Raw genomic sequence first — 5,758 nt, forward strand, 5'->3', positions numbered from 1 at the left:
CACCCGACCGGGAACCCGCGTTCGACCACCACCGCTCAAGATCGAAAAGACAACAGCTTCTTAAGGAGCTCCTGGGTCTGTCCCTGATGAACTCTGGGCTTCGCGTGGGCGACATGATCCTGGAAGGCGTGGCCGAAGAGGGCGGCACGCCAAACGGAGCGGGGCTGCCGTTTGAGGCACTCGGCTTCACGCCTACGGCAGTGATCGACAGTCATTTCCTGCCGTTCCTCGGCTACCGCATCAACAGCCACCTCACCGGCCAGAACCGCGAGGACAACTCCTTGGCGCTCGCCGCACTCAACCCTGACGCCGCATACCTGGAGTCGCCCGAAATCTGGACGACCCCGGGCCGGTACGGGTACCTCCAGGACGGTAAGCACCGGGACTCCGTGGAGCAGGCCGGCCTGCTCCACCTGAATCAGCCCGCATTGGAGGTCGCGGTCAGCAAACTGGTGGCGCAGGGGTACCTGTACAACCTGCGCCTCGACACCTACGGGAATCTGCTCTACAAGGCGCTGGTCGACGTCGAGGTAGAGGAGGGTCGGTACCGGACCTTCACGATCGGGCTCCGATTCAATCCAGAGGACAAGCGCGTCGAGCTGATGACATTCTTCTGACCTCTTCCCGGAGGGCATGAATGGTGTCGATGCCGTCGGGAGAGGCTACTCGGGCTCTGGCCTCCGTGCTGGCCCGGCGTTGCGGAGAGTGTGCTCGATGAGACCGGGCTGGTCGATGGTGCTGGTGTAGCGCAGGGCCGCGCCGACGGACAGACCGAACAAGTCGCAGATGCGGCGGGGGTCGCCGCCGGTGGCCTCGGCCTCGTGAAGGAGGCGGTCTTCGCGGAGCCGGCGGGCGGACATGGTGGTCTGGGTACCCGGCGGGCCGAACTTCGTGATCGAGATCAGCTCCGCGTCGAACCCGGCCTCCGCCGAGAAGCTCGTCTTCGCCCGCGACGTCGGCGCCTTCCCGCTGTGGGTCCGCTTCGGCAAGGGCGGCATCGAGACCATCGACGGCGTGATGGTCCTCGACATCCGTGACACCGTTCGGGGCGTGTGCGAGGCCGGTGCTTGAAATCGCCAGGTGAGCATGTCGGTAGAGTCGGCGGGGCCGAAGCCACTCTCAGAGTGCGGTAAGTGATGTTTCCTGCCGTTTCACACCGATGTGATGACATGCCATAACGGGGTGATTCCGGCGGTCGAATGATCAACATCGCCGCCCTGGCCGAGCGCACGGCTCCGGCTCCCCGGTTTGGCTCGACAGCCGAGGTCAGGGGCCTGCTACTCACTGGGACGAAGTGGTGCGAAATTAGCTAGACCATCACTTACCGCACTCTCATGGCTTCGGCCCCGCCTCGTTGTTCAGTTGTCAGGCGTGAGTGGGTGCGATGTACCGGCGGGGTGCGGTCTCCGGCGGCAGCTACACCCTGTCCGAGCTGAGCCGACACCCGGACTGCGTCGTCGGCTACGCCACGCTCCGCAAGCGCGTTGACGACGGCTGGGACGTCACGGAGGCCGCCACCACGCCCGGGCGTGGTGGGCCCGCAACCACCTGACCGCCCGAAGTCCCGATAAGCAAGGCATTGAACTTTAAGGAACAGACCAACTCCCCAGCCAGATGCGCGGGAGGGGCGGGGCGCGGCGCCGTTCCGCACGGTCCGTACGGCGCTCGGGCACACCTTGGCTCTTGGTGGCGGTGGCCGGTCTGTTCCTTAAAGTTCAGATGTGGGGTCGCCGCTGAGCGGAATGGAGAGGCGCAAGCCTTCCGCGGGAATCTTTCGCGGAATACCGCCACGCACCGGCCGGACCGGGAGATTCTTGGCGCGAGCAACGACGGTGAGCCTCTTCTCCGGAACGCTGCACACCACCGACACCAGGGGAGGCACGCATGGGGCGGGTCAAGGCACGCAGGGGGGGACGTCGGGCGTACGCCCGGCTCGTGTCGGAGAAGGCGACGCCGTCCGGACACTGCTCGCGGAAGTGGCCCGGGATGAACAGGACCAGATGCAGCTGGCAGAGTCCTGCCAGCTCCTCGACAACGGGGTCGACACAGCCCGGTACGCCGAGCCGTTCCGCCTCCTGGTCTTCGAGCGGCGCCGCACACTGCTGGGCGCCGCACTGGTGCAGCGCGGCAACCTCGGCTCGAAGCCGGGCGCCCACTTGGCCGAGCTGAAAGCGCACCAGAACCTGTATGCCCAGCAGACCGGCATGCAACGCAAGATGTTCGCCCGGGTCAACGCGGTCTGCGCGCACCTGGCCTTCATGGGGGTCGCCGTAGCAATGGCCGCAAAAGCAACGTATATCGCTGGCCTGGGACGATGCCTCTCGGAGAACGGTGTCGTCCGAACCCCAAGCCGCCTACCAGCACCGGACAGGTGGAGTGCGGCCTCATTTGCTGGTCTCCTGGAGTTCCTGGGGATGGGTGGACTGCCATTGCCCAGGGGTCAGGATCCGGGTCCGCTCGGCGAGGCGGTGCAGGGCGGCGAGGGCGTTCTTGTCGAGACTCGCTCCGCTGTAGCCGACGTAGGCCACCACCCCGGGCGCGGGCTCCCAGGCCAGGACACCGTTGCCGTCCAGGGCCGAGGTGACCACAGCCGGATGGCCGTGCACGGTGCCGTACGGCCGGGCGTCGGCCTCGTACAGCTGGTCCTCGATCCCACCGCAGCGGGCGGCGGCTTGGGTGAAGACCAGGCCGTGGCCGAGCGCGTCGGCCTCGCCAACCTCGTCCGCCCCGTAGCGGGCCTCGGTGACGTGGCTGGGGCGTGCGGTGCCGGTGGACGTCACCGTCAGCCCGGGCGCCGCAGTGACCGCAGGCCGGCCGGAGACAACGGTGGTCGCGGCGGCGATGCGCAGCAGCTCGGCCAGGGGCAGGTCACCGCGGACGCGCGCGTAGGCGCCGGCGAGCGGCCAGATAACCTCCCCCTCACGGGCGTACCCCGTCACGTCGCCCACCTTCACGTCCCGGCCCAGGCTGAGCTTGGGCACGGGGAACGTCACCACCGCGCCGCGGCGGGCCAGCGCACCGTCCTGGCGCCGTACGGTCACCGTCCACGGACCATTGTGCGCCGCAGGGTCGAGCCGGCTGAGCGTGTAGCCCCGGGCCGGGGATACCCCTGTGATCACCAGGCCCGGTGTCCGCCCGAGCAGGACCGTGGCATCCGGCCCCGGTGCGAACGAGACGTCCGGCCCGGGCTCGACGGGGCTGGGAAACGGTGTCGACCCGGACGGTGAGGGTGACAACGGGCTGGGCAGTACAGCCTGTTCCGGCGAATCGTCTCCGCCCACCGCGACGATGCCGACCACCAGCCCGGCGACCAGGACCAGGGCCGCCCCGGCCACGATCATCCAGCGCGGTGGTCTGCACGGTGGCCGGTCAGGCCCCCCACTGAGTACGTCCTCCATCTCCATTTCGCCAGTCTGCGGCACACAACTTCCGCCGTACACACGCCCATCGCGCCCCCTTGCCTTCAGCTCAGCGTGCACGCTGAGCCTGCGCTGGTGGGCGGCCCGGCCAGCACATCCCGCTCCGGCGGCGGACATGGGCGAAAACGGCCGCAACGGGGATGTCAGAGTGCGGTAAGTGATGGTCTAGCTAATTTCGCACCACTTCGTCCCAGTGGGTAGCAGGCCCCTGACCTCGGCTGTCGAGCCAAACCGGGGAGCCGGAGCCGTGCGCTCGGTCAGGGCGGCGATGTTGATCATTCGACCGCCGGAATCGCCCCGTTATGGCATGTCATCACATCGGTGTGAAACGGCAGGAAACATCACTTACCGCACTCTCAGAGGCCCGACCACGCCTGTGCAGCAATCGGTGCCCCGGTCAGCGGCCCTGACGGGATGAGTTGTACGCCTCGAAGGGGTCTTCGTCGGTCTCTCCGCGCCGACGCCGTTCGGCCTGGTATGCGACATCCCGCGGGTTCGTCCCGGCTTTCCTCTCCCGTTGCCGCAGGTCAGCCCGGCAGACGGGAGCGAGGGATCCGCACAGCTCATGATGGACCTTCGGGATTCCTGAAGAACCGTCATGATCCCTCCACGGACGCACGGCCCGAGGGCGACGAGGTGCCTGGTCAGGCCCCATGCCGAGGAACCGAGGGGCACTGCGAACTCACGGGATGTTGCACACCCGAGTAGCCCACCAGTCCCGAGGGCCGGATACGACTGGCACGACGTCGACCAGGACCCCATATATCCGGCCTGTAGTCAGTCGCTGTCCTCTGCGACTTCCTCGGTCGCCTCTGTCTCCTCACCCTCCGGCCGGCGCATGTACTTGTCCCATCCCTTGCCCGCGGCCACTACTGTCAGAGCGAATGCTGGGGACAGGGCGATGGTCTTCTCAATCACCGTGTCAGCCGTCTCAGAGGTGAACGACGCCTGCATCAGAGCCGCGAGGACCAGCAGGCCCCAGAAGTAGACGAACAACTGCCGCTGGCGTTCCGGCGTCAGGAAGCCGAAACCCTCCTGCGAGGCAGCGAAGGTCCGTGCCGTATCCGCGAGACCAGTCACCAGGTCGTCGGGGACGTCGTCCGTAGCGCCTCCGGCCTCAGCGGTCCGGTAGGCGTCGTCCAGGACCCGCGAGGCGGTTGCCCACTGTTCGCCGTTCAGGTCTCGCCAGGCCTGAACGTCCCGCAGGGCACGGGCCAAGCCGGTGGTGTCGAAGGACAGGTCGATCTGGCTGAGAGCCTCCTGCATGTGCTGGGCCGTCGTCCGGGTCATGGCAGTCACGGCTTCGTGGAGGTCGGCTTGCACGGAAGCCAGTGCCACCGTCACGGGCTGTACTGCTGCGAGGGTCGCGTTCAGGTCCGTCACCTGCTGCTGAGCGATACGGGCCACAGCGGCCACCGTCTCCCGCATGGGATCGAGCTCGATGTGGGCGAGTTCGGCGAGGGCGGCAGCTACCGGCTGGAAGGCAGTGAAGACCGGCTCCGGAAGGTTAGAGGACGACATGCGCTCACCCTGCCACAGGCGACTGACACGCCGCCGTGGTGCAGGGGAACAGGATCCCGTGCAGCCCGTATGCGACATCCCGCGGGTTCGTCCGGGCCGTCATCTCCTGGTTGCCGCAGGTCAGCCCGGCAGACGGGAGCGATGGATCCGCACAGCTCATGATGGGCCTTCGGGATTCCTGAAGAATTATCACGATTCCCGCACGGACGTACAGGCCGAGGGTGGCGAGGTGCCTGGTCAGGCCCCATGCCGAGGAACCGAGGGGCACTGCGAACTCGCGGGATGGTGCACACCCCTGTTCGTTGGGGGATTCCCTAACGAACAGCCCCCACGGCCCCACTACCCCTTCCGGCCGTATCTCGGCCGACCCCCCAGGTGGAGTCAGCCCCAGTCGCCGTTGATCCACGCGAGCAGGCGGGCGCGCTTCTTGTAGGAGCAAGGAGCGTAGACGGCGCCGGACGTGGCGTACGTTTCGGACCCGCCCCGCAGGTCGTGCCCGTAGTCGCTGGGGCCGTATTCGCCGTCGCGGCGGCCGTCCAGGTCGTCGGCCCAGTCGAGGAGACCGAAGTCGAGGTTGAGGTTCTCGAGGTACCGGGCGGGGTCGGCCGGTTCTACCGGTGCCTGCGTTCCGCGTAATTCGTCACGCCTAGAGGCTCGAACAGGCCGGTGACCTGCGAAAACAGGTAGGAGCGCATCGGTGGCGCGTTTCTCTAGGCATAGAGAAACGCGCAGGTCAGCAAAGCGCCAGACCATGTTGGTCGGCCGACAATGCCCCAGCAGCTCGCCCCACCAAAGCACCGCAAGGCGGCACAAAACGC

The 5,758-nt window shown here is 67.3% G+C and carries 7 protein-coding genes; 3 read left to right on the plus strand and 4 right to left on the minus strand.

Features of this window, described 5'->3' with window-relative positions:
- Window positions 1–617 (plus strand): hypothetical protein (locus ACFPZI_RS15505; RefSeq protein ID WP_381363442.1); only part of this gene is annotated, 617 nt, incomplete at its 5' end.
- Between the two features lie 45 nt (window positions 618–662).
- On the opposite strand, the gene ACFPZI_RS15510 is transcribed toward ACFPZI_RS15505, so the two are convergent.
- Window positions 663–860, minus strand: coding sequence for a hypothetical protein (locus ACFPZI_RS15510; protein WP_381363443.1), 198 nt, complete (start codon window positions 858–860; stop codon window positions 663–665).
- Between ACFPZI_RS15510 and ACFPZI_RS15515 the strand changes: the two genes are divergently transcribed.
- Both ACFPZI_RS15515 and ACFPZI_RS15520 read left to right on the plus strand, forming a co-directional pair.
- On the plus strand, window positions 859–1,071 hold the full coding sequence (locus tag ACFPZI_RS15515; protein ID WP_381363445.1) for a hypothetical protein: 213 nt from the start codon (window positions 859–861) through the stop codon (window positions 1,069–1,071). The genes ACFPZI_RS15510 and ACFPZI_RS15515 overlap by 2 nt on opposite strands.
- A gap of 313 nt (window positions 1,072–1,384) precedes the next feature.
- Window positions 1,385–1,552, plus strand: a complete 168-nt coding sequence (locus tag ACFPZI_RS15520; protein WP_381363446.1) for a hypothetical protein — start codon at window positions 1,385–1,387, stop codon at window positions 1,550–1,552.
- Window positions 1,553–2,384: 832 nt separating this feature from the next.
- Here ACFPZI_RS15520 and ACFPZI_RS15525 read toward each other — a convergent pair.
- The 3 genes from ACFPZI_RS15525 to ACFPZI_RS15535 form a co-directional block, all read right to left on the minus strand.
- Window positions 2,385–3,404: a hypothetical protein gene (locus tag ACFPZI_RS15525; RefSeq protein WP_381363448.1), complete on the minus strand. Its 1,020-nt coding sequence runs from the start codon at window positions 3,402–3,404 to the stop codon at window positions 2,385–2,387.
- Window positions 3,405–4,196: 792 nt separating this feature from the next.
- A complete protein-coding gene (locus ACFPZI_RS15530) occupies window positions 4,197–4,940 on the minus strand; it encodes a hypothetical protein (protein WP_381363449.1) in 744 nt (247 codons plus the stop codon).
- A gap of 381 nt (window positions 4,941–5,321) precedes the next feature.
- Window positions 5,322–5,693, minus strand: coding sequence for a hypothetical protein (locus ACFPZI_RS15535; protein ID WP_381363450.1), 372 nt, complete (start codon window positions 5,691–5,693; stop codon window positions 5,322–5,324).
- Window positions 5,694–5,758: the final 65 nt, after the last annotated feature.

Origin of the sequence: Streptomyces chlorus (genome assembly GCF_042655885.1) — a bacterium.
GTDB lineage: Bacteria > Actinomycetota > Actinomycetes > Streptomycetales > Streptomycetaceae > Streptomyces > Streptomyces chlorus.